Here is a 19,402-nt window from a genome sequence, read left to right as displayed (position 1 = left end):
CGCCAGCGGAAGGCCAGCGGCTAATACTTGTCTAGTTGTATAGTAAATTAGACAAATGCACAAGGTGTCTAGATGACGGTTGAAACCAAGGAAAAGTCCCGCGACAGGCAGGCGTGGATGGGCCTGCTCGCACGGGCCGAGGCCCGCGATCTCGCCCGGCTTTGGGAGGGCTTCGGCCCCCTGCCCGCCCATGAGGTGCTCCGCGCGCCTGAGATCGGCGGCGTCATGCTGCGGGGCCGCATGGGCGCTGTGGGCGATGCCTTCAACATGGGCGAGATGTCGGTCACGCGCTGTTCGGTCCGGCTGACGGATGGGGCAGACGGCCACGCCTATGTGCAGGGCCGCAGCCGCGACAAGGCGCTGCAAGCAGCCCTTACCGACGCGCTGATGCAGGGCGATGCGGCGGATGAGGTCCGCGCCAAACTGCTCGACCCGCTGGCCGAGATCGAGGGCCAGCACCGCGCCAGCCGTGCCGCCAAGGCCGCCGCCACCAAGGTCGACTTTTTCACCATGGTCAGAGGAGAAGACTGATGCAGACCCTATCGCTGACAGGTGGGTTTCGCGACGCGCCCAAAGACGCCGCTTTTGCCTTTCGCGCGGTGATGAACGCCATGGCCAAACCGGGGGAGATCAACAGCGTGACCGGGGCCGAACCGCCTGCGGGTCTCTCCGCCGCCGCCGGGGTCGTCCTGTTGACGCTCTGCGACCCCGAAACGCCGCTCTACCTCGCGCCCGGCTTCGACCGGCCCGAAGTGCGCGATTGGATCACCTTCCACACCGGCGCGCCCTTCGCCCCCGCAACTGCGGCACAATTCGCCTTGGGCGCATGGGACGACCTGCCGCGCGGCGACTTCCCCCTCGGGACCGCCGCCTACCCCGACCGCTCTGCCACGCTGATCGTCGAGGTGGATGATCTGCGCGGCGATGGCGCGACCCTCTCCGGCCCCGGCATCAAGGATACTGCGGCACTGTCGCTGCCCGAGCGCGCCGCCTTCCAGCAGAACGCGGCGCTCTTCCCGCGTGGGCTGGATTTCATTTTCACCTGCGGCGACCGTCTGGCGGCGCTGCCCCGAAACACAAAGGTGTCCTGATGTATGTAGCGGTAAAAGGCGGCGAGCGGGCGATCGACAACGCCCACGCATGGCTTGCCGAAGAGCGGCGCGGTGACGCAAAGGTGCCCGAACTCAGCGTCGCGCAAATTCGCGAGCAGATGACGCTGGCGGTGAACCGGGTGATGGCCGAAGGCTCACTCTATGATCCCGACCTCGCTGCGCTGGCGATCAAACAGGCGCGGGGCGATCTGATCGAAGCGGTGTTTCTGATCCGCGCCTATCGCACCACCCTGCCGCGTTTCGGGGCCTCGCGCCCGATGGACACCGGAACCATGGCCTGCGACCGCCGCGTCTCGGCCACCTTCAAGGACGCGCCGGGCGGACAGGTCTTGGGGCCGACCTTCGACTACACGCACCGGCTGCTGGATTTCAAACTCGCCGCCGATGGTGAGGTGCCCCCGGCCCCCGAAGCGTCCGAGGGCGAGCCGCCCGCGGAGACGCCGCACATCATGGAATTCCTCGACCGCGAAGGGCTGATGCAGCGCGACACGGACAGCAAGACCCCGCCGCGCGACCTAACCCGCGAGCCTTTGGAACTTCCCGCCACCCGCGACCTGCGCCTGCAAGCGCTGACCCGCGGCGACGAGGGCTTCGTGCTCGGCATGGCCTATTCCACGCAACGCGGCTATGCGCGCAACCACGCTTTTGTCGCGGAACTGCGCATCGGCAAAGTCGCGGTCGAAATGGATATTCCCGAACTGGGTTTCGCCATCGAGATCGGCGAGGTCGAGCTGACCGAATGTGAGACGGTGAACCAATTTGCAGGCTCCAAAACCGAGCCGCCGCAGTTCACCCGCGGCTATGGGCTGGTCTTCGGCATGTCTGAGCGCAAGGCGATCTCCATGGCGCTGGTGGACCGGGCATTGCGTTGGGAGGAGTTGGGCGAAGACAACCTCGGGGCGCCTGCGCAGGACGCGGAATTCGTGCTCTATCACGCCGACAACATTCAGGCGACGGGGTTCTTGGAGCATATCAAACTGCCCCATTACGTCGATTTCCAATCCGAACTCGAACTGATCCGCAAACTGCGCCGCGAGGCGACAGCCGCGGCGCAAGACGCACCACGGGAGGCCGCGGAATGAGCCCTGCCATGACACAGAGTGACCAGGACTTGCAGGAGGACCGGGGCATGAACGACTACAATTTTGCCTATCTGGACGAGCAGACCAAGCGGATGATCCGCCGCGCGATCCTGAAAGGGCTGGCGATCCCGGGCTATCAGGTGCCCTTTGCCAGCCGCGAGATGCCGATGCCTTACGGTTGGGGCACCGGCGGGGTGCAGGTCTCCGCCGCGGTGCTGACGCCCGAGGATACCTTCAAGGTGATCGACCAAGGGGCCGACGACACGACCAACGCCGTCTCGATCCGCCGCTTTTTCCAAAAGACCGCTGGCGTCGCGGTGACCGAAGCCACGACCGAGGCCAGCGTCATCCAAACCCGCCACCGCATCCCCGAAGCCGCGCTGCGCGAGGATCAGGTGCTGGTCTATCAGGTGCCAATCCCCGAACCGCTGCGCTTTCTTGAGCCTTCGGAGGTCGAGACCCGCAAAATGCACGAGCTGGAGGAATACGGGCTGATGCATGTGAAACTTTACGAAGACATCGCCCAGCACGGAGCGATTGCCACGGCCTATGCCTATCCGGTCAAGGTCGGGGGGCGCTATGTGATGGACCCTTCGCCGATCCCGAAATTCGACAATCCGAAACTGGAAATGGCCGCGATCCAACTCTTCGGCGCGGGGCGCGAGCAGCGGATCTATGCGCTGCCGCCCTATACGCAGGTCGTCTCGCTGGATTTTGAGGACCACCCCTTTGAGGCGAGTAAGGCCGACCATCCCTGCGGCCTCTGCGGAGCCGAGGACAGCTATCTGGATGAGTTGATCGTCGATGACGCTGGCGGGCGTCTGTTCATGTGTTCCGACACCGATTATTGCGCGGCCCGTCAGGCGGCGGGACATCGCGGCGCGGATGCGGCACCTGTGGTCGAGGGCATGGCATGACCCCCTTGTTGCAAGTTGAAAACATCGCGAAATTCTATGGTGCGCGGATCGGCTGCACCGATGTCAGCTTTGACCTCTACCCCGGCGAAGTCATGGGGATCGTCGGCGAAAGCGGCTCGGGCAAGTCGACGCTGCTGAACACGCTGGCGGGGCATCTGACCCCAGATCGCGGGGCGGTGCGTTTCGACACCCGCGCCGATGGGCTACGCGACACGGTGACGATGAGCGAGCCGGAGCGCCGGATGCTGTCGCGCACCGATTGGGCCTTTGTCCACCAGCACGCCCGCGACGGGCTGCGCATGAACGTCAGCGCAGGCGGCAATGTGGGTGAGCGGCTGATGGCCGTGGGCGCGCGGCATTACGGCGACATCCGCGCCAGCGCCACCGATTGGCTGGGCCGGGTCGAGATCAACGAAGACCGGATCGACGACCGGCCCTCGGCCTTCTCTGGCGGGATGCAGCAGCGTTTGCAGATCGCCCGAAACCTCGTGACCGGGCCGCGGCTGGTCTTCATGGATGAACCCACCGGCGGGCTGGACGTGAGCGTGCAAGCGCGGCTTCTCGACCTGCTGCGCGGGCTTGTGCGCGAGATGGGGCTGAGCGCCATCATCGTGACCCATGATCTGGCGGTGGTGCGGCTCTTGGCGGATCGGTTGATGGTGATGAAAGACGGCCATGTGGTGGAAACCGGCCTGACCGATCAGGTGCTCGACGACCCGCAGCACGGCTATACGCAGCTTTTGGTCTCTAGCGTGCTACAGGTGTGAACATGCAAAGAAAACCATTCAATTTCAGAATTATACCGAGCAAGGCTAAACCATGATACGCGTGGAAAATGTGAGCAAATCCTTCACCCTGCACAACCAAGGCGCTGCGGTGATCCCGGTGATGCGCGGCGGTGAATTGACCGTCGCGCGGGGCGAATGCGTGGCGCTGACCGGGGCGTCGGGCGCCGGGAAATCGACGCTGATGCGGATGATCTATGGCAACTACCTGACCGCCTCGGGCCGGATCATGGTCGGCGATCTGGATGTCGCCCAAGCCGCCCCGCGCGAGATACTGGAGCTGCGCCGTCATGTGCTGGGCTATGTCAGCCAGTTCCTGCGCGTCGTGCCACGGGTGGCAACGCTGGATGTCGTGGCCGAGCCGCTGCGCGCGGTGGGCAGCAGCGAGGCCGAGGCACGGGCGCGGGCCGGAGAATTGCTCGCACAACTCAACATCCCCGAACGACTTTGGCAGCTCAGCCCCACGACCTTTTCCGGCGGGGAGCAGCAGCGGGTGAACATCGCGCGCGGCTTTGCGCATCCCTACCCCGTCTTGCTGCTGGACGAGCCGACGGCGAGCCTTGATGCCACCAACCGCGCCACGGTGCTGGCGCTGATCGAAGAGGCCAAGGCCCGTGGCACGGCGATCTTGGGCATCTTCCACGACGAAGCCGCCCGCGACCAAATCTGCGACCGCGAAGTGGACGTGACCCGCTTCACCCCCGGATTGGCGGCATGAGCGGGCGTTTCATCGCGGTTGTGGGGCCGTCGGGCGTGGGCAAGGACAGCGTGATGGAAGCGCTTGCCGAGGCCCAGCCCGATCTCTTCCTCGCCCGCCGCGCCATCACCCGGCCCAGCGAAGCGGGCGGCGAAGACTTCGACGGGATCGACGAGGCCACGTTCCTGCGGCTGGAGGCGGAGGGCGCCTTTGCCCTCAGCTGGGCCGCGCATGGGCTGCGCTATGGCATCCCCATCGCGGTCGATATGGCGCTGGCCGAGGGGCGCGACGTGCTGGCCAACCTCTCGCGCGCGGTGTTGACCGAAGCGAAGCTCAGGTTTGACCGGTTCGAGGTGCTGTCGCTCACCGCCGCGCCCGAAGTGCTGGCCGCGCGGCTGCGGGGCCGTGGGCGCGAGAGTGAAGCGGAAATCACCGCCCGGCTGGCGCGCGCCGAACGGGTCTTGCCCGACCATATCGCCGCCATCGAGATCGACAACTCCGGCCCGCTGAAGCAAACCGTGGCACTGGCGCTGGCGGCGCTTTATCCCGAAAGGGCCGCGCGGTGAACCTCATGGAACATACCGTCTGGGGCCTGCCCCACCAGCGTCAGGCTGTCCAGCACGAAGGGCTGCGGCAGATGCGGCGTGATATAGGGGGCCAGCGCTGCGGTGACCTGCGGCAGATCGCCCTTGGGCAGTTTGCCGGTCAGGGTGATGTGAAAGCGGAACGCCTCCATCACATAAGGGTAGCCCCATTGGCTGAGGTTAGCCTCTTGCACCGGGGTCAGATTGGCCTGACGCCTGCGGGCCAGATCGGCCTCGGTCGGTGGCGCGCGGAAAGTATCAAGGCCGCGCACCACCTCGGCGGCCATGGTGTTGAGCGCGGCGGTGTCCCCCTCGGGCGTCAGCGCCAGAAACCGGCCCAGCTGGGTCAGCGCCAGCCCATCCAGCGTGACGGGCGCAAGCCGCGTGCAAAGCGTCTTGAACTTGGCCAGCAACCCGTCAGCCGATGTGCCTTCGGCCAGTACGAACGGCGGTTTGACCGTCGCGTGCAGCCCGTATTTGCGCGGCGTTTCGGTCAGGGCGGCCACGTCCAGCCCCGCGACCTCAGGATGCGCCACGGCACGCCCGCGCGCCAAATCCCACCCCAGCCAAGCGGCCCCAGCCTCGGCCAATGCGCCCTTGGGCGTGTAATAGATCGCGTAGCGGTCGAACTTCATTCATCTTCTCCCTGCATCCATGGATGCGCAACAAGCGTGACCTTCACATGACAAAAGAAACCATTCTCGCCAATGCTAAAATCATCCTGCCCGATGCGGTGATCCCCGGCAGCGTGGTGCTGCGCGACGGGGTGATTGCGGATATCGCCGAAGGCTCCGCCGTGCCACAGGGGGCGGTCGATTGCGAGGGGCGCTACCTCGCCCCCGGTTTGGTGGAACTGCACACCGACAACCTTGAGCGCCATATGAAGCCGCGGCCCAAGGTCGACTGGCCGCACCGTGCCGCAATCATTGCCCATGACCGCGAACTGGCGGGCACCGGGATCACCACGGTTTTCGACGCGATCCGGGTGGGGTCGATCCTCTCGGACGAAGGGCGCAAACGTTACGGGAAATACGCCCGCGACATGGCCGATGAGATCCTGATGATGCGCGACAGCGGGGCGCTGGCGATCAGCCACCATATCCACCTGCGCGCCGAGATCTGTTCGGAAACGCTGGAGGAGGAACTGGCCGAGTTTGGCCCCGACGACAAGGTCGGCATCGTCAGCCTAATGGATCACACCCCCGGCCAGCGGCAATTCCGCGACGTGCAAAAATTCGAGGACTACGTCTGCGGCAAGAACGGCCTGCCGCGGGAGGATTTTGGCGATTACGTTACCTTCCTACATGGATTGCAGGACCGGCTTGGCGCGAAACATGAAGCGGCAGCGGTGGCGGCGGCGGCGCGCTATGGCGCAGCGCTGGCCAGCCATGACGACACCACCGCCGAACAGGTCGCGACCAGCTATGCCCATGGCGTGCGGCTGGCCGAATTCCCCACCACCCGCGAAGCGGCAGAGGCGTGCCATGCCCAAGACATCGCCACGATCATGGGCGCGCCGAACCTCGTGCGCGGCGGCTCGCACTCGGGCAATGTCGCGGCCAAGGAACTGGCGGAACTGGACCTGCTCGATATCCTGTCGTCCGACTATGTGCCCGCAGCCCTTTTGCTGGGCGCGGTGCAACTGGGCAACCTATGGGGCGATATGGCACGCGGGCTCGCCACCGTGACCCGCACGCCCGCGCATCATGCAGGGTTGACCGACCGGGGCGAGATCGCTCTGGGCGCGCGGGCCGATCTGATCCTCTTTGACATCATGAAAGACGCGCCGATCCTGGCTTCGGTCTATGCCATGGGCAACCGCGTGGCGTGACCGCGCCCGGCCCCCTGTGCATCCGCCGGTTTTGGCGGGTGCGCCTCTCTCTTTTATCTGCGCGAAAACCCGCCCCTTGTACGAATGCGGCTTTTTGCCCTCGTCTTGTCGCTCCATAAGGCTAGGTTAAGCAAACCTGCATCTTGCAGAATAATTTAGCCGGTCATCATGGCCGACAAGTTTGAGGAAAGTGGTGCGAGAAGCATTCAGATTGGCGAGTGATCGCCTTGGCCAGATCGTCGAAGATGCGGCCAGCGAAGTTTACCTGTTTTCAGTCGAAGATTTCACCTTCACCCTCGCCAATCGCGGCGCGCGGGAGAACCTTGGCTATTCGATGGATGAGCTGCGCGGCATGGCGGCTTGGGACATCAAGCCCGAACTCTCGCGCGAAGCGTTTCTGGAACTCGTCCAACCGCTGCTGAGCGGTGAGAAGACGGCGCTGGAATATGAGACGATCCACCAGCGCAAGGACGGGTCGCGCTATAACGTGCTGACCCATCTGCAATTGATCGTGACCGAGAATGACCCGGTCCTCTACGCGGCCATTCAGGACATCACGAAACAAAAAGAGGCCAACGCGGCGCTGACCAAAGTCTCGGCCCGGCTGGACGCCATCCTGAGCAACACGACGATGGCCATCTTCATGATGGACGACAAGCAGCAATGCGTTTTCATGAACCGCGCCGCAGAAGAGCTGACCGGCTATCGGTTCGAAGAAACCGCGGGCCGACCGCTGCATGATGTGATCCACCACACCCATCCGGACGGGCGGCACTTTCCCATCGAAGACTGCGCCATCGACCGCGCCTTTCCCGAGAACCACCAGACCCAAGGGGAAGAGACCTTTGTCCATAAGGACGGCAGCTTCTACCCCGTGGGTTTCACCGCCTCCCCGATGAAGGACGAGACCGGCAAAACCGTGGGCACGGTGATCGAGGTGCGCGACCTGCGCGAAGAACTGCGCGCCCGCAATGCCGAGATCGAGTTCAACAACGCGCTGAAAACCAAGATCGAAGAGGCCATGGCCGAGCGGGACCGGCTTGAGGCGCAATTGGTGCAGGCGCAAAAGATGGAAGCCGTGGGCCAGTTGACCGGCGGCATCGCGCATGACTTCAACAACCTGCTGCAAGTGGTGGGCAGCAACCTGCAACTTCTGTCGAAAGAATTGCCCGAGGGCGACGCCAAGCGGCGGTTCGTCGACAATGCCATGGCGGGCGTGTCGCGCGGGGCCAAGCTCACCGCGCAGTTGCTGGCCTTTGGGCGGCAGCAGCCCTTGGAGCCGAAACCGCAGAACCTTGGCCGATTGGTGCGGGGCATGGACGACATGCTGCGCCGCACGCTTGGCGAAGGGATCGAGGTCGAAACGGTGATCTCGGGGGGCCTGTGGAACTGTCTTGTCGATCTGGCGCAGTTGGAGAATGTGATCCTGAACCTCGCTATCAACGCGCGCGATGCGATGGCTCATCACGGCAAGCTGACGATCGAAGTGGGCAATGCCGCGCTGGATGATGCCTATACGCAGAACCATCCGAACGTGGCGCCGGGCCAATATGTCATGCTGGCGATCACCGACACCGGCACGGGCATCCCGCCCGACATCATGGAGAAGGTCTTTGACCCCTTCTTCACCACCAAGGAGACCGGAGAGGGCACGGGGCTGGGCCTCAGCATGGTCTACGGTTTCGTCAAACAATCCGGCGGGCACATCAAGCTTTACAGCGAAGAGAAGCAAGGCACGACCGTGCGGGTCTACCTGCCACGCACACAGCGCAAGGAGGAAAGCACCCCGCTGCCCGCCACCACCGACACGCCCACCGGCCGCGGCGAGGTGATCCTCGTGGTCGAAGACGATGCCGCCGTGCGCGAGACCGCCGTCGATCAACTGCGCGATCTTGGCTATGGCGTGCTTACCGCCGAGAATGCGGACAGCGCGCTGGCAATCGTCAAAAGCGGGGTGCAGATAAAGCTGCTGTTCACCGATGTGGTCATGCCCGGCAAAATCCGCAGCCCCGAGCTTGCCCGCGAGGCCAAGGCGCATCTGCCGAATGTCGGCGTGCTCTTTACCTCGGGCTATACGCAGAACGCCATCGTTCATGCCGGACGGCTCGACGAAGGGGTCGATCTGCTGAGCAAACCCTACACCCGCGAACGGCTGGCGCTGAAAATCCATGAGATCCTCTCGCGCCAAACCAATGCCGACACCGCCCCGCCAGCGGCGGAGACCGCGCCGAGCACCGATGACGCGCCGAAGGTGCTGTTGGTCGAAGACGATGCGCTGATCTGCATGGCCACGGCGGATATGCTCTCTGATCTGGGCTATGCGGTAACCGAGGCCGACAGCGTCGCCGCCGCGGAGCGCAGCCTTCAGACAGAGCGGTTCGATGTCATGTTCACCGACCTTGGCCTGCCCGATGGCTCTGGCATGGAACTGGTGCAGCATGTGACGCAGCTGCGCCCCGAGATCGCCGTGATCATCGCCTCGGGCGCCGATCCGCGGGAATATGCCGAAGGCGATGCAGAGGCGGCGCGCTATGTCAGTTTGATGAAACCCTATGACGAACATTCGTTGAAACGGGCGTTGGAGCAGTGCAAGGCGGCGACGGAATAAGGCGGCTAGGATCAGCCCGGTTTTCGATCTATGAGAAAGAAAACAAAAGAGAGGCAGATCATGCGCAGTATTACATTCGCAGCCGTTTCCACCGCTATGTTCATCGCTGGTTGCGCGGGCGTGGCCAGTGACCGCGTGATGGTGCACCGCACCGGACCGGATGAGCTTTTGAAACTGCGGTCCGGGCCGGGTTTGGATTTCGGGATCATCATGGGGCTGCCCGACGGCACCGTCCTGAACCGCCGGGACTGCGTGACCGAGATCGGGCAGTTGTGGTGCCGCGTCTCACTCGCCGATGCGCCTGAGGTGCAGGGCTATGTCTCCGCGGATTATATCTCTGACATCTGATTTATGAACTCGGGTGGCCCGTTTGCCGGGCTGCCCCCAGCCGACGGGCGCCTCGCCCTAACTGCGCTGCCGCGTCCCAAGTCGATTTTCGCGCGCCTTGCTCTATCTCAGCCCTTCAAACCCTTTTTCGAAGTCGCTGAAATATCTCAAGAGTAAGGAAAACCATGTGCCGCTTCCTCGCCTATATCGGACCTGAACTGCCAATCGAGTCGCTGCTCCTTGCGCCTGAGAACAGCCTGCTGAACCAAAGCCTCGACCCGGAACTGCACCCGAGCCTGCAACTGGCCGGATGGGGTTTCGCCGCCTGGAGCGACCATCTTCTGCATCCCGAAGCGCCGCTGCGCTACCACCGGCCCAAGGCCGCCTTTCACGACGACAACGCCAAATCGGTGATCCCTAGCCTTCAGGCGCACACGCTGCTGTCGCATATCCGCGCGGCTTCTTATGACGCCAGCGTGGTGCAGGCCGATGAGAACTGCCACCCGTTCTCCTTTGACCATACGCCGTGGATCATCGCCCAGAACGGCGCCCTGCCCCATTGGCGGCAATTGCAGCGCGAGCTCCTGCCCCATTGCAAGGATCGCTACCTCACCCAGATGCGCGGCACGACGGATACGGAATTCCTCTATGTGCTGCTGCTGTCCCTGCTGGAGGGCGACAGCGACGAAGACGTGCAGCGCGGGTTTGAAAAGCTGTTGCAGGTGATCTGCAAGGCTGCCCGCGACCTCGACCTCGCCGCGCTCACCAAACTCAAGATCGCGCTGGTCAGCCGGGAGCGGATCATCGGCGCGAACTTTGGCTGCGGCCATGAGGGCGAGACGGATGTCACAGGCGATTGGCAAAAGCTGCGGGATGAGGACCTGCCCCTGTCGATGCTGCTCGAGCCGATCTACCTGCTGACCGGGGCGAATTTTCAGGACTATGCGAACACCTATGACATCGACGCCTGCCCCGAAGGGGAGGCAACCTCGGCCATCCTCGCGTCGGAGCCTCTGACCGAAAACGCAGAGGAATGGCTGAAGATCGAATTCGGCGAGATCGTGTTTCTGGAGCGGAAGGACGGGCTGATCCGCAAAACGGTCCGCAAGCTCGACGTGTAACCGCCATTTAACAGGAGCCTTTATGGCAGATCGCTTCCAGAATTTTGCCGACCTCTCCGCCGAGATGGTCGCGGGCGTCGATTACCGCATCCGGGCCGAGGACCGCGGCAGCGCGGTCGTCATTCTGGCCCCGCATGGCGGCACGATCGAACCCGAGACGGGCCTGATCGCCAAGGCCATCGCGGGGCGCGACCTGTCGTTCTATGTCTTCGAGGCGCTAAAGCCGGGGGCGCATGGGGATTTTCACATCACCTCGCACCGTTTCGATGAGCCGCAGGCGCTGGCGCTTGTCGGCGGCCCCGAGGGGGCCATCGCCGTACATGGCCGCAAAGACGATGGCACAGAAACCGTATGGCTTGGCGGGCGGGACAACGTGATGCGCGATGCCATTGGTGCCGCCCTGCGCGCGGCGGGCTTCGGGGCGGAGGTAAACACCACCCTGCCCGGCCTGCATGAGACGAACATTTGCAACCGCACCCGCAAGGGCACGGGGGTGCAGCTTGAACTGCCCCGGTCGCTGAGGCGCCATTTGGCGGAGGATGCGGATTCGCTTGAAAGGTTCAGCCGGGCGGTGCGTGCCGCACTCTAGCCGAAAGCGGCAGGCCCGGCTGGCGGGCCTGCCGAGGGGGCTTAACCCTTTTTCTGGAAAAGGATCACCAGCAGCGCCAAAAGCGACGAGCCCAGCATCAAGAGCAGCGACACGGCGTTCAGCAGCGGGGTCGACCCCTCTTTCAGCCGGTCGAACATGGCGATGGTCAGCGGCGCGTCGGAGCCCACGAGCATCAGCGTTGTGTTGAAGTTCTCGAAGCTCATCAAAAACGCCACCACTACGGCCCCGACCATCGCAGGCGCAAGGAAGGGCAGCGTGATCGTGCGCACCGCCGTCAGCCGGTCCGCGCCAAGGTTCAGCGCCGCCTCTTCCAAGGTCCGGTCGAATTTCTGCAACCGGGCCGAGATTACAAGCGTGGCGATGGTGGTGATAAAGCTGAACTGCCCAAGGATCACCAAAAGCAGACCGGGGCGCAGCGCCTGAATGTCGATCTGTGCCAAGTCCCAGACGCCATTGGCCAGTGTTGAGGAGAACACCAGCACCGAGATGCCTAAGACGATGCCGGGGATCACCAGCGGCAGCAGCATCAGCACATAGAGGAACCCCTTGCCACGGAACTCATAGCGGTTGAACAAAAAGGCGTTGGTCGTGCCCACGCAGACGGAAAGCACCGCCACGCAAAGCGCCACAAAGGCCGAGGTGCCGACCGCGCGCAGAATGCCGCGTTCGTGAAAGACGCCGATCTGCGGGCGCTCCTCGCCAAAGAACCAATTCCATGTGAACCCCTCCCACGGGAGAGAGGGGAACTGGCTGTCGTTGAAGGCGAAGACCGCCACCACGGTCAGCGGCAGGGCCAGATAGAGAAAGAACAGCGCCACATAGCCACCGTAGACAATGCGAAAGCTGCGCGATTGCGGGATTGTCGGGATCATTGGATCACCCCATCGTTTCCTTGAGGGTCCGGCCCGTCAGCCAGAGCATCCCCCAGACGATCACCGAAGACAGCACCAAAAGCATAAAGCCAAAGGCGGCGCCCAGCTCCCAATTGGAGCGCACGATGAACTGGTTATAGATCATTTCGGTGAACCACAGACTGTCCTTGCCGCCCAGCATCGTCGGCGTCAGGTAGTTGCCCAAGCTCAGCATGAAGACCACGATACAGCCCGACACAATACCGGGCATGGCATGGGGGATGATGATCTCACGCAGGACGGAAAGCCCGCTGCCGCCCAGATCATAGCCCGCCTCGATCACGCTGTCGTCGAGGCTTTCCAGCGTGGTGACAAGCGGCACCACCATGAAAAGCATAGAGGTATAGACCAGCCCGACCATCATCGTGGCATCGGTATAAAGCAACTCCACCGGACGGTCCGCCAGCCCCACCCATTGCAACAGGTTCGAGACGAGACCGGTCTCGCGCAGCAGGATCATCCAGCCAAAGGTGCGCACCAGTTCCGAGACGTAAAACGGGATCAGGCAGAGCAGGAACAACACCTGCTGCAAGCGCCCCTTCGCCATTTTGGCGATGTAATAGGCCACCGGAAAGGCGATCAGCAGCGTCAGCGCGGTTGCCAGCACCGACATCACCGCCGTGCGCCAGAAGGTGCGTAAATACAGCGGTTCGGTCAGCGCCTTTTCATATTGCGCCAGACTGGTTTCATAGACGCCAAAGCTGATCCGCTCGCGCAGCGAGATCAGCAGCATGTCGATATGCGGGATGATGATCAAAAGCCCCAGCCACAACACCAAGGGCGTCAGCAGCAGGTAGAATGTCAGTCGGGATTGGCTGCGCATCACGCGACCCCAAAGCAGGTCGCCTGCCCCGCGCCCCAGCCGATATGCACCACGTCGCCGCGTTTCAGGCTTGAGAACTCCCCCGATTGCGGCAGCGTGACTTCGAGCGTCTCGCCCACATCATCCTGCACCAAGACGCGGGAAGCCGCGCCGTTGAACAACAGGCTGGTGACAGTGCCCTTTAGCTGATTGTCGAACCCCGACAGCGCATCGGCACTGGCAGCCAGCCGAATGGATTCGGGCCGCACGAAAATCTCAGCCTTTGCCCCTTGGACAAGGCCCACGCCGGTGGCGCACATGGCAAGCCCGCTGTCGGTGCGCAGTTGCAGGGCGTCGCCCTCCACCCGTTCGATCCGGCCCTTCCAGCGGTTCGATTCCCCGATGAAACCGGCGACGAAGGGCGTTTCGGGGCGGTAGTAGAGGTCTTGACCCCGGCCCACCTGCTCGAACTGACCATTGCTCATCACTGCGATCTGGTCGGACATCACCAGCGCTTCGGATTGGTCGTGGGTGATATAGACGAATGTCGTGTCAAAGGCGGCTTGCAGGGCCTTCAGCTCAACCTTCATATGTTCGCGCAGCTTGAGGTCCAGCGCCCCCAGCGGCTCATCCAGCAGCAGCACGTCAGGCTCCAACACCATGCAGCGCGCGATGGCGACCCGTTGCTTCTGCCCGCCCGAAAGCTCATCCGCCTTGCGCGCGCCGATGCCCGGCAGGCCGATCCGGTCAAGCGCCTCGTCGACTTTGCGCGCGATCTCGGCCTTGGGCATGCCGCGACGGCGCAGCCCGTAGCCGATGTTCTCGGCAATCGTCATCATCGGGAAAAGCGCCAGATGCTGGAACACCATGTTCACCGGGCGCTTGTTCGGCGGCGTATCAAGCACCGAGCCACCCTTGATCCGAATGTCACCAGAGGTGGGGTCGAGAAACCCCGCGATCATCCGCATGATTGTTGTTTTGCCGCAGCCCGAAGGCCCGAGGATGGAGAAGAAACTGCCGGGCGGCACCGTGAAGGAGACGTTATTAACAGCGGTGGTATCGCCGAACCGCTTAACGAGGTCGACGCATTCCAGATCTGGGGTCATGTGAATTCCGTATAAAGATGCGACACCCCCAATATGAGGGTGCCGCTCGTAGGGTCAGTTATCAGTTGGCAGCTTGGACACGGTCCAGCACTTCGCCTTCGATGGTTTCCAGACCGGCGGGCACCGGCGGATACCATTTGATATTGTCGACGGCTTCTTGCGGGAAGCTGTTCTGATACTTGGCTTTCAGGCTGTCTTCGGCAAACTCATCCGCGCCTGCGGAGGCGGTGAAGTTGCCCGCCGCTGCGGTGATCATCGCCGCGATTTCCGGCTGCATGACGAAGTTGATCCACTCATAGGCCACATCGTCGGCCTGCCCTTTGGCGGGCAGAACGAAGGTGTCGATCCAGCCCAGCGCACCCGAGGCTGGGGCCACGAAGGTTATGTCGGCGTTGTCGTCGTTCAGCTTCCAGCCGCCGGTGTCCCATGCCATGGAGGCGGTCACCTCGCCCGAGCGCAGCAGGTTCATCAGCTCATCGCCGCCGCCCCAGTAGGTTTTGACGTTCTCTTTGCATTCGATCAGCTTCTCTTCGACCTTGCCCATGATCTCAGCATATTTTGCCTCGTCGTCGTAGGCGGCAAAGGGGTCTTCACCCATGGCGAAGGCGAAACCGATGAGCGTCGGACGCTTCAGGCGGTAAGACACTTTGCCCGCCACTTCGGGCGCGCAGAGGTCGGTATAGTCCTTGACCGTGTCACCCGCTTCGGCGGTGTTCATCACCAGACCGGAGGTGCCCCAGACGTGCGGCACGCCGTAGACATCGCCGTTCACGGTGGTGTTGGCCATGGTCGCGTCGAGCATGGAGGGGATGAAAAGCTCTTTGTTCAACTTGGAGACATCGATCGGCTTGTAGATGCCGAATTCCATCTGCGGCCCCATAATGCGGTCTTGCGAAGGCTGGGCGAGGTCGAAACCACCGCCGCCTGTGGCGCGCAGCTTGGCGATCATCTCTTCGTTGTTGGATTTCGTGACTTCGACGGTATGGCCGGTCTCTTCTTCGAATTTCGCGACCACATCCTCAGGTGCGTAGCCGCCCCATGTCAAAAGGCGCAGCGTGTCGGCTTGGGCCACGGAGGCGAGCCCCGCCAGCATGGTGCCGGCCAGCAGAATGGTTCTTGTCATGGGAAATCCTCTTTCTAGTGTACTCATTGTCGGCAGAATGCGCGCGTTAGACCAGTTGGTCAATTTATACTTCGGCGCATCGCGGCTCCTTGTGGCCTGAGAGTGCAAAAGATTTGTGACAGTGGCGGAAAATGCCGTTTGTTTTGGCAGGGTTGCTTTGGGCGGCTGTGACCGTGGGTCGGGTGGCTGACGAGGCCGCCTGCGCTTTCGGGGGCCAAGGGGAATGCACCTCTTCGCGGTCCGAGCCGCCCCTTTTCCAAGGTGATCCACGGCCCCGCACCCCTGCTGCCACCCCCTACCTTTACCCAAAAGACACAGGCAGCCCCACGCTCAAACCAAGCCTCTTGAGATTCCTGACGGTTTCTATAAGGAATCGCCGCAAAGCCGTCTGAGGGGTCATTTTCTGGTTCCGGGCATTTTGAGTAAGGGGAACTTTAATGAAACCGACACATGCATTTGTTTGCCTCGCCGCGGGGATGATTCCCGCCGCAGGCCATGCGCAGAGCAATAACGACGAAGCATTCTTGGGCACCATCGTCCTTGAGATGCCAGCCGTTCCGGGGATGGAAGACGATGACATCTCAATTTCCAGCGAAGGGCTGGCGCTGAGCAATCCCGCCGATCTGTCCGAGCTTTTCGTGGCCGAGCCCACCATTGCGGTCGGCAGTTCGATCCCGATGTCGCAAAAGGTCTATGTGAACGGGATCGAGGAGAACAACCTCGCCATTTCCATCGACGGCGCGCGGCAGAACAACAAGGTGTTCCACCACAATACCACCACGCTGATCGACCCCGCGCTGCTGAAAGCCGCCCGCGTCGATCCCGGCGTGGCCCCGGCCGATGCCGGCCCCGGCGCCTTGGGCGGCGCGCTGGCCTATGAGACCAAAGACGCGAGCGACCTGCTGGCCCCGGGTGAGACCTTTGGCGGGCGCTACAAGCTGGAATACGACAGCAACGGCGACATCTTCTCGAACAGCCTGTCGGTCTATGGCCGCGAGGGCGGGTTTGAATACCTCGGCTTTGCAAAGGTCGCCGATGGCGGGCTGCGCGAAGATGGCAATGGGGACGAGATCATCGGCTCGGGCACCGACCTGCTCAGCGGGCTGGGCAAACTGGCCTATGAGGCGCAGAGCGGCGACCGGGTCGAGCTGTCTTACGAACGGGTGGTCGACGATGAAATCCGGCCCTACCGGGCAAACCTCGGTGCCATCGTCGGGGGCCGCCCGCTTCCCGCAGACCGCCCCTATGATCTGGAGCGCACCAATATCGTCCTGAGCTACAGCGACACCACGCCGACGGCGATGTGGAACCCCACCGCACGGCTGGCCTATAGCGGCACCAAACTGGTTAACGACGAGTCGGCGCTGTCGACCAATTCGATCACCAGCGGTGAAACCATGAGCCTAAGCGGCGAATTCTCAAACCGTTTCGCGCTGAGCTGGGGTGAGTTGAACGCAGGTCTCGACTTCTACTCCGACGAAGCCGATCTGGACTATCTCGCCCTGTCCTCCGGCGCGCGTGAGGCGGCGACAGAGAAACTCAGCAACATCGGTCTGTTCGCCCAAGCGCGGATGGAGCCCAGCAGCAATACGCGGCTGTCCTTCGGGGCGCGGGCCGATTTTCAGGATTTCGAGGGGACCGACGGTTCCTCGCAGTCTGAATCGGGCCTCTCGGGAAATATCTCGGGCGAATATGATGTCTCGGACGACCTGACGATCAGCGCGGGCTATTCCCATGTCTGGGGCGGTCTGGAACTGGCCGAGAACTATATCCTCAACCCCGCGTGGGACTATGGTTCCGGCATCGAGGAAGTCACCGCCGATAACCTCTACCTCGCCGCGAATTACACCATGGGCGCATGGGTCCTCGACGGTAAGCTTTTCGCTACCAACATCGACAACGCCCGCGCCGCCAGCTATCGCGGTGGCCCGGCCTTCACTGCGGATGTGCAATCGCGCGGCTTCGAACTGGGTCTCGGCACCGCATGGGAAGATGGTTTCTTCCGCGCTGGCTTTGCCCGCATCGACACCGAGATCAATGGCCGCTCTGCCGATTCCTACTACGGCAACTACCTGACCATGCCGATGGGCGATTTCCTGACCTTCCAAGTGGCGCATCGTTTGAACAACGGGGTTCTCTTGGGTGGTGACGTGCAGGTCGCTTTCGACTTTGACGATACCTATGACGCCGCGACAGGCGGCAGCGGTCCGGAGTTGGACGGCTACACGATCGCCAATGTCTTTGCCGAATACACGCCCAAGCGGATGGACAACCTGACCCTGCGCGCCGAGGTGAACAACCTCTTCGATGAGCAATACAGCAGCCGCGCCACCTATGGCCAAGAGTTCGTGGGCGAAGTGGAGCCGCTGACCGAGCCGGGCCGCTCTATCCGCCTCAGCGCTGAGATCGTCTTCTGATCAAACGCTACGCTTGGTCGTACCCCGGTTCGGCCTTTTACCCGGCGCCCATTACGGCGCCGGGATTTTCTGTGAAGGGGCGGCCTATTCGACCGTCCAAACCATGTTCTTTTCTGTTTCCCGGAAGGCGAAAGTTTCAAGATGCCGGTCAATGACACTATGCAGCGCAGGCACCATCTCGGGATCGTCGAGCGTCGCCGTGACGGTGAGGCCCTTGCTGTCCGCCGTCATATAGGCCGTGCCCATCTCGAAAGCGGCATAGCCCTTCTCACTGTCGTAAGATGTCTCGATCTTATGGCCGAAATGTTTGCACAGCTGCTGCAAGTATTTCGAGCCGTTCTCGGTTTGGTAAAATCCTGTGGTCGTCGGCATGGCGCTCTCTCCGGATGCATTTTCTGCCTTAGTCCTAAGCCGGACCTTTGGAATGGTAAACACCGGCCCGGCTTCCCCTCCTCCCTGATGAAAGAGTTACCGCTATGATCAAACCCCTTGCCCTCTTGGCCCTGCTTCTCGCCACGCCCACGCTGGCCGAGACCGTGACGGTCGACACCGCTCGCGGCCCTGCCGAAGCGCCGCTTACCCCCGCCACGGTGGCGGTCTACGATCTGGCGGCCTTCGACAGCCTTACCGCGCTCGGCGTCACACCGCAGGGCTTGGTGCGCCCGGTCTATCTGCCCTACCTCGAAGACGCGGCAGCGGGTACTGAGATCATCGGCTCCCTTTTCGAGCCGGATTACGAGGCGCTTTTTGCCCTGAACCCCGACCTGATCATCGCCGGGGGCCGGAGCTCCGAACAGGTGCCGGAACTGGCGCGGATCGCGCCGACGCTGGACATGACCATTTGGCAAGACACCATCGGCGAAGGGCTCGCCCGGCTGGAAGCCTATGGCAAGATCTTTGACAAAGAGGATGAGGCCGCAGCCCTGACGAGCGCCTTTCAAGACAAGCTCGCCCAGACGAAAGACGCGCTGGCGGGCAAAGGCCGCGCACTGATCGTGATGACCAATGGGCCGAAGATCAGCGCCTATGGCATCGGCGGGCGCTTTGGCTGGCTGCATGAGGCGCTTGGTCTGCCCGAAGCGGTGCAGGATGTCGAGATGGCCAACCATGGTGAGGCGATCAGCTTTGAATTCATCCGCGAGGCCAACCCCGACATCCTGCTGGTGATCGACCGGATGGCCGCCATCGGTCAGGAAAGCGAAGGCGCGCGTGCCACGCTCGACAACGCATTGGTGCATGAGACGACCGCATGGAAAACCGGCCAAGTCGTCCATCTAAGCGCCGCGCCCATCTACATCGCAGGCGGCGGCATCCAGTCGATGACCCGAACGCTGGATGAGATCAACGCCGCCCTGACGGAGCAGTAAGC

General features: G+C 62.8%; 20 protein-coding genes. 14 read left to right on the top strand and 6 right to left on the bottom strand.

Translation table 11 applies throughout. The annotated features are described in order from the left end of the window. Window positions 1-72: 72 nt before the first annotated feature. From phnG to phnN, 7 genes are read left to right on the top strand one after another with little or no spacing between them, the layout of a single operon-like run. On the top strand, window positions 73-531 hold the full coding sequence (gene phnG / locus ACGYLO_RS09935) for a phosphonate C-P lyase system protein PhnG (protein ID WP_271689401.1): 459 nt from the start codon (window positions 73-75) through the stop codon (window positions 529-531). After that, window positions 531-1,091 (top strand): phosphonate C-P lyase system protein PhnH, encoded by a 561-nt coding sequence (gene phnH / locus ACGYLO_RS09930; RefSeq protein WP_271689400.1) that lies wholly within the window; start codon window positions 531-533, stop codon window positions 1,089-1,091. Before phnG ends, phnH begins: the two co-directional genes overlap by 1 nt. After that, the gene (locus tag ACGYLO_RS09925; RefSeq protein WP_271689399.1) at window positions 1,091-2,194 is read left to right on the top strand and encodes a carbon-phosphorus lyase complex subunit PhnI; all 1,104 of its coding nucleotides are present in this window, start codon (window positions 1,091-1,093) and stop codon (window positions 2,192-2,194) included. The genes phnH and ACGYLO_RS09925 overlap by 1 nt, the downstream gene beginning before the upstream one ends. Before the next feature lie 47 nt (window positions 2,195-2,241). Further along, entirely contained in the window at window positions 2,242-3,111 is an 870-nt protein-coding gene (locus ACGYLO_RS09920) for an alpha-D-ribose 1-methylphosphonate 5-phosphate C-P-lyase PhnJ (RefSeq protein ID WP_271689931.1), read from the top strand. Then, window positions 3,108-3,878, top strand: a complete 771-nt coding sequence (gene phnK / locus ACGYLO_RS09915) for a phosphonate C-P lyase system protein PhnK (RefSeq protein WP_007117460.1) — start codon at window positions 3,108-3,110, stop codon at window positions 3,876-3,878. Before ACGYLO_RS09920 ends, phnK begins: the two co-directional genes overlap by 4 nt. Before the next feature lie 52 nt (window positions 3,879-3,930). Further along, window positions 3,931-4,614 carry a phosphonate C-P lyase system protein PhnL gene (gene phnL / locus ACGYLO_RS09910; protein ID WP_209217393.1) on the top strand — a complete coding sequence of 228 codons (684 nt, stop codon included), beginning with the start codon at window positions 3,931-3,933 and terminating at the stop codon, window positions 4,612-4,614. After that, a complete protein-coding gene (gene phnN / locus ACGYLO_RS09905) occupies window positions 4,611-5,159 on the top strand; it encodes a phosphonate metabolism protein/1,5-bisphosphokinase (PRPP-forming) PhnN (protein WP_271689398.1) in 549 nt (182 codons plus the stop codon). Before phnL ends, phnN begins: the two co-directional genes overlap by 4 nt. Here the strand turns inward: phnN and ACGYLO_RS09900 are convergent. Beyond that, window positions 5,135-5,812 carry a DUF1045 domain-containing protein gene (locus ACGYLO_RS09900; protein WP_271689397.1) on the bottom strand — a complete coding sequence of 226 codons (678 nt, stop codon included), beginning with the start codon at window positions 5,810-5,812 and terminating at the stop codon, window positions 5,135-5,137. The genes phnN and ACGYLO_RS09900 overlap by 25 nt on opposite strands. A 47-nt stretch (window positions 5,813-5,859) precedes the next feature. On the opposite strand from ACGYLO_RS09900, the gene ACGYLO_RS09895 reads away from it, so the two are divergent. The 5 genes from ACGYLO_RS09895 (at window position 5,860) to ACGYLO_RS09875 (ending at window position 11,653) form a co-directional block, all read left to right on the top strand. Beyond that, window positions 5,860-7,008: an alpha-D-ribose 1-methylphosphonate 5-triphosphate diphosphatase gene (locus ACGYLO_RS09895; protein WP_271689396.1), complete on the top strand. Its 1,149-nt coding sequence runs from the start codon at window positions 5,860-5,862 to the stop codon at window positions 7,006-7,008. 193 nt (window positions 7,009-7,201) lie between these two features. Beyond that, window positions 7,202-9,616 carry a PAS domain S-box protein gene (locus ACGYLO_RS09890; protein ID WP_276155718.1) on the top strand — a complete coding sequence of 805 codons (2,415 nt, stop codon included), beginning with the start codon at window positions 7,202-7,204 and terminating at the stop codon, window positions 9,614-9,616. A 60-nt stretch (window positions 9,617-9,676) separates the two neighbouring features. Then, window positions 9,677-9,964 carry an SH3 domain-containing protein gene (locus ACGYLO_RS09885; RefSeq protein WP_209217398.1) on the top strand — a complete coding sequence of 96 codons (288 nt, stop codon included), beginning with the start codon at window positions 9,677-9,679 and terminating at the stop codon, window positions 9,962-9,964. 164 nt (window positions 9,965-10,128) lie between these two features. Beyond that, complete coding sequence (locus tag ACGYLO_RS09880; protein ID WP_271689394.1) at window positions 10,129-11,064, top strand: class II glutamine amidotransferase; 936 nt, start codon at window positions 10,129-10,131, stop codon at window positions 11,062-11,064. 22 nt (window positions 11,065-11,086) lie between these two features. Further along, on the top strand, window positions 11,087-11,653 hold the full coding sequence (locus ACGYLO_RS09875) for a poly-gamma-glutamate hydrolase family protein (protein WP_394376401.1): 567 nt from the start codon (window positions 11,087-11,089) through the stop codon (window positions 11,651-11,653). 41 nt (window positions 11,654-11,694) lie between these two features. Here ACGYLO_RS09875 and ACGYLO_RS09870 read toward each other — a convergent pair whose 3' ends face one another. From ACGYLO_RS09870 to ACGYLO_RS09855, 4 genes are all read right to left on the bottom strand, one after another. Beyond that, window positions 11,695-12,546 carry an ABC transporter permease gene (locus ACGYLO_RS09870; protein ID WP_067261320.1) on the bottom strand — a complete coding sequence of 284 codons (852 nt, stop codon included), beginning with the start codon at window positions 12,544-12,546 and terminating at the stop codon, window positions 11,695-11,697. 4 nt (window positions 12,547-12,550) lie between these two features. After that, window positions 12,551-13,408, bottom strand: a complete 858-nt coding sequence (locus ACGYLO_RS09865; protein WP_209217402.1) for an ABC transporter permease — start codon at window positions 13,406-13,408, stop codon at window positions 12,551-12,553. Next, on the bottom strand, window positions 13,408-14,493 hold the full coding sequence (locus ACGYLO_RS09860) for an ABC transporter ATP-binding protein (protein ID WP_271689391.1): 1,086 nt from the start codon (window positions 14,491-14,493) through the stop codon (window positions 13,408-13,410). Before ACGYLO_RS09860 ends, ACGYLO_RS09865 begins: the two co-directional genes overlap by 1 nt. Before the next feature lie 61 nt (window positions 14,494-14,554). Beyond that, window positions 14,555-15,616, bottom strand: coding sequence for an extracellular solute-binding protein (locus ACGYLO_RS09855; RefSeq protein ID WP_136720422.1), 1,062 nt, complete (start codon window positions 15,614-15,616; stop codon window positions 14,555-14,557). A gap of 437 nt (window positions 15,617-16,053) precedes the next feature. On the opposite strand from ACGYLO_RS09855, the gene ACGYLO_RS09850 reads away from it, so the two are divergent. After that, a complete protein-coding gene (locus ACGYLO_RS09850) occupies window positions 16,054-18,033 on the top strand; it encodes a TonB-dependent receptor domain-containing protein (protein WP_271689389.1) in 1,980 nt (659 codons plus the stop codon). Between the two features lie 84 nt (window positions 18,034-18,117). On the opposite strand, the gene ACGYLO_RS09845 is transcribed toward ACGYLO_RS09850, so the two are convergent. Further along, window positions 18,118-18,405 (bottom strand): DUF2218 domain-containing protein, encoded by a 288-nt coding sequence (locus ACGYLO_RS09845; protein WP_271689388.1) that lies wholly within the window; start codon window positions 18,403-18,405, stop codon window positions 18,118-18,120. A 104-nt stretch (window positions 18,406-18,509) separates the two neighbouring features. On the opposite strand from ACGYLO_RS09845, the gene ACGYLO_RS09840 reads away from it, so the two are divergent. Next, entirely contained in the window at window positions 18,510-19,400 is an 891-nt protein-coding gene (locus ACGYLO_RS09840; protein WP_271689387.1) for a siderophore ABC transporter substrate-binding protein, read from the top strand. Window positions 19,401-19,402: the final 2 nt, after the last annotated feature.

It is taken from the genome of Sulfitobacter sp. 1A13353 (assembly GCF_043557255.1).
Classification (GTDB): Bacteria; Pseudomonadota; Alphaproteobacteria; order Rhodobacterales; family Rhodobacteraceae; genus Sulfitobacter; species Sulfitobacter faviae.
This window is presented reverse-complemented; position numbering and strand designations above follow the sequence as displayed.

Excerpts from the sequence above, each read along its gene's own strand:
- phnG (WP_271689401.1), top strand. The coding sequence starts at position 73 with ATGACGGTTGAAACCAAGGAAAAGTCCCGCGACAGGCAGGCGTGGATG.
- ACGYLO_RS09920 (WP_271689931.1), top strand. The coding sequence starts at position 2,242 with ATGAACGACTACAATTTTGCCTATCTGGACGAGCAGACCAAGCGGATG.
- phnH (WP_271689400.1), top strand. The coding sequence starts at position 531 with ATGCAGACCCTATCGCTGACAGGTGGGTTTCGCGACGCGCCCAAAGAC.
- ACGYLO_RS09880 (WP_271689394.1), top strand. The coding sequence starts at position 10,129 with ATGTGCCGCTTCCTCGCCTATATCGGACCTGAACTGCCAATCGAGTCG.
- ACGYLO_RS09925 (WP_271689399.1), top strand. The coding sequence starts at position 1,091 with ATGTATGTAGCGGTAAAAGGCGGCGAGCGGGCGATCGACAACGCCCAC.
- phnL (WP_209217393.1), top strand. The coding sequence starts at position 3,931 with ATGATACGCGTGGAAAATGTGAGCAAATCCTTCACCCTGCACAACCAA.
- ACGYLO_RS09895 (WP_271689396.1), top strand. The coding sequence starts at position 5,860 with ATGACAAAAGAAACCATTCTCGCCAATGCTAAAATCATCCTGCCCGAT.
- ACGYLO_RS09900 (WP_271689397.1), bottom strand. The coding sequence starts at position 5,812 with ATGAAGTTCGACCGCTACGCGATCTATTACACGCCCAAGGGCGCATTG.
- ACGYLO_RS09845 (WP_271689388.1), bottom strand. The coding sequence starts at position 18,405 with ATGCCGACGACCACAGGATTTTACCAAACCGAGAACGGCTCGAAATAC.
- ACGYLO_RS09855 (WP_136720422.1), bottom strand. The coding sequence starts at position 15,616 with ATGACAAGAACCATTCTGCTGGCCGGCACCATGCTGGCGGGGCTCGCC.
- ACGYLO_RS09840 (WP_271689387.1), top strand. The coding sequence starts at position 18,510 with ATGATCAAACCCCTTGCCCTCTTGGCCCTGCTTCTCGCCACGCCCACG.
- ACGYLO_RS09870 (WP_067261320.1), bottom strand. The coding sequence starts at position 12,546 with ATGATCCCGACAATCCCGCAATCGCGCAGCTTTCGCATTGTCTACGGT.
- ACGYLO_RS09860 (WP_271689391.1), bottom strand. The coding sequence starts at position 14,493 with ATGACCCCAGATCTGGAATGCGTCGACCTCGTTAAGCGGTTCGGCGAT.
- phnN (WP_271689398.1), top strand. The coding sequence starts at position 4,611 with ATGAGCGGGCGTTTCATCGCGGTTGTGGGGCCGTCGGGCGTGGGCAAG.
- ACGYLO_RS09865 (WP_209217402.1), bottom strand. The coding sequence starts at position 13,408 with ATGCGCAGCCAATCCCGACTGACATTCTACCTGCTGCTGACGCCCTTG.
- ACGYLO_RS09875 (WP_394376401.1), top strand. The coding sequence starts at position 11,087 with ATGGCAGATCGCTTCCAGAATTTTGCCGACCTCTCCGCCGAGATGGTC.
- ACGYLO_RS09850 (WP_271689389.1), top strand. The coding sequence starts at position 16,054 with ATGAAACCGACACATGCATTTGTTTGCCTCGCCGCGGGGATGATTCCC.
- ACGYLO_RS09885 (WP_209217398.1), top strand. The coding sequence starts at position 9,677 with ATGCGCAGTATTACATTCGCAGCCGTTTCCACCGCTATGTTCATCGCT.
- phnK (WP_007117460.1), top strand. The coding sequence starts at position 3,108 with ATGACCCCCTTGTTGCAAGTTGAAAACATCGCGAAATTCTATGGTGCG.